Annotated in this window: 3 protein-coding genes; 2 read left to right on the forward strand and 1 reads right to left on the reverse strand. The window is 66.5% G+C overall.

The features are described 5' to 3' along the window. Nucleotides 1-72: 72 nt before the first annotated feature. Together EOA32_RS37070 and EOA32_RS37075 are read left to right on the forward strand one after the other, a co-directional pair. Nucleotides 73-666, forward strand: coding sequence for a HupE/UreJ family protein (locus tag EOA32_RS37070; protein WP_128374300.1), 594 nt, complete (start codon nucleotides 73-75; stop codon nucleotides 664-666). 7 nt (nucleotides 667-673) lie between these two features. Continuing rightward, on the forward strand, nucleotides 674-979 hold the full coding sequence (locus EOA32_RS37075; protein WP_128374301.1) for an urease subunit beta: 306 nt from the start codon (nucleotides 674-676) through the stop codon (nucleotides 977-979). Between the two features lie 20 nt (nucleotides 980-999). Here EOA32_RS37075 and EOA32_RS37080 read toward each other — a convergent pair whose 3' ends face one another. Continuing rightward, nucleotides 1,000-1,452, reverse strand: a complete 453-nt coding sequence (locus tag EOA32_RS37080) for a hypothetical protein (protein WP_245499532.1) — start codon at nucleotides 1,450-1,452, stop codon at nucleotides 1,000-1,002. Nucleotides 1,453-1,501 lie beyond the last annotated feature (49 nt).

Raw genomic sequence — 1,501 nt, forward strand, 5'->3', positions numbered from 1 at the left:
CGCGTGCTCAAGGCCGGGGGGCTGCGGCCCCCGCAAGGCCGCCTGAGTCGGCAATTCGAAAAGGACCCGCCCATGATCTCCGCTTCGACGAAACGCACCGCGCTTGCCGCGATCCTCTTCCTGGCGGCGGCGATGCCGGCTTACGCCCATGTCGGCGTCGGCACGACCTCGTCCTTCACGGCGGGCTTTATGCATCCGCTGTCGGGCCTCGACCATATGACCGTCATGATCGCGGTCGGCCTGTGGGCGGCGATGAAAGGCAGCAAGGCGGTGTGGGCATGGCCGCTCGCCTTTGTCGGCGTGATGGTGGCGGGCGCAGCACTCGGCATGCTGCAGGTGCCGGTGCCTTTCGTCGAGCCTGGTATCCTCGCTTCGGTCGTTGCCCTCGGGTTGCTGGTGGCGCTGGCGGTCGACCTGCCGGTCTCGGCGGGTGTGGCCATCATCGGCCTGTTCGCACTCTTCCACGGCCATGCGCATGGCACTGAAGTGCCGGAAAATGCCGGCGGCCTCGAATATATGGCGGGTTTCGCCGTGGCGACGGCGCTTCTTCATGGCATCGGCATCGCGGCCGCGCTCGGACTTGGGCTCCGCTTCCGCGCCCTGGCGCGTCTTGCCGGCGCCGCCTGCGCGACGGTCGGCGCTGGCCTTGCCTTCGGCGTGCTGTGAGGCCGCGATGATCCCCGGCGAAATCATCACGGCAAAGGGCGACATCGAGTTGAACAAGGGCCTGCCGACGGTGACGCTCAAGGTCGCCACCAGCGGCGACCGTCCGATCCAGGTCGGCAGCCACTATCATTTCTTCGAGACCAATGAGGGCCTGAAATTCGACCGCGAACGCGCCCGCGGCATGCGGCTCGACATCGCCGCCGGCACGGCCATGCGCTTCGAGCCGGGCCAGGAACGTGACGTCACGCTGGTGCCGCTCGGCGGCAAGCGCGAGGTCTATGGATTTCAACAGAAGGTGATGGGCAAGCTGTGAGGCGTGGCGGCGCGCTCAAATCACTTCGGCGGCTTGGCGGCCGCGTAGATGACGACCTTCCCGGGATTGTCGAACTCGACGGCAAGCACGTCCTCGGCCTGCACGCGCCGCGAATCGATGGCGTTGAAGAGCAGGGCGTTCGCTTCGATCTCCTGCCGCAGCTCCGCGACGTCTTCCTGATGCTGCTTCACCTTGTTCTCGATCGCAGGCGGCGGCCCGCCTTCGCTGCGCGCGGCATCCGTCAGGAAAACGATATCGACGGTATCCAGCTTGGTCGTCTTGCGCACGGTGCCAATATTGTCGCGCGTGCGGTCGATGGCGGTGATGACCTTGCCGGCCTTTGTCTTCGACAGCGCCTCCTCCTGCCGCACGTCGGAATCGACGATCGTCGCACCCGGCTTGGTGCTGTCCAGTGGCGGCTTGCCGTCCGCAGGCTGCGCGGGAAACGCTGGGGCGGCGACCACGAGAAGCATGGCCACCACAAGGGCTGGAAAGACAAGGGCTGGAAATCCTGTTCCGGGG

Origin of the sequence: Mesorhizobium sp. M1A.F.Ca.ET.072.01.1.1, from assembly GCF_004023325.1 — a bacterium.
In the GTDB taxonomy this organism is placed as follows: domain Bacteria; phylum Pseudomonadota; class Alphaproteobacteria; order Rhizobiales; family Rhizobiaceae; genus Mesorhizobium.

Bases quoted from the DNA above. Each gene is read 5' to 3' on its own strand.
- EOA32_RS37075 (WP_128374301.1), top strand. From the start codon at position 674: ATGATCCCCGGCGAAATCATCACGGCAAAGGGCGACATCGAGTTGAAC.
- EOA32_RS37080 (WP_245499532.1), bottom strand. From the start codon at position 1,452: ATGCTTCTCGTGGTCGCCGCCCCAGCGTTTCCCGCGCAGCCTGCGGAC.
- EOA32_RS37070 (WP_128374300.1), top strand. From the start codon at position 73: ATGATCTCCGCTTCGACGAAACGCACCGCGCTTGCCGCGATCCTCTTC.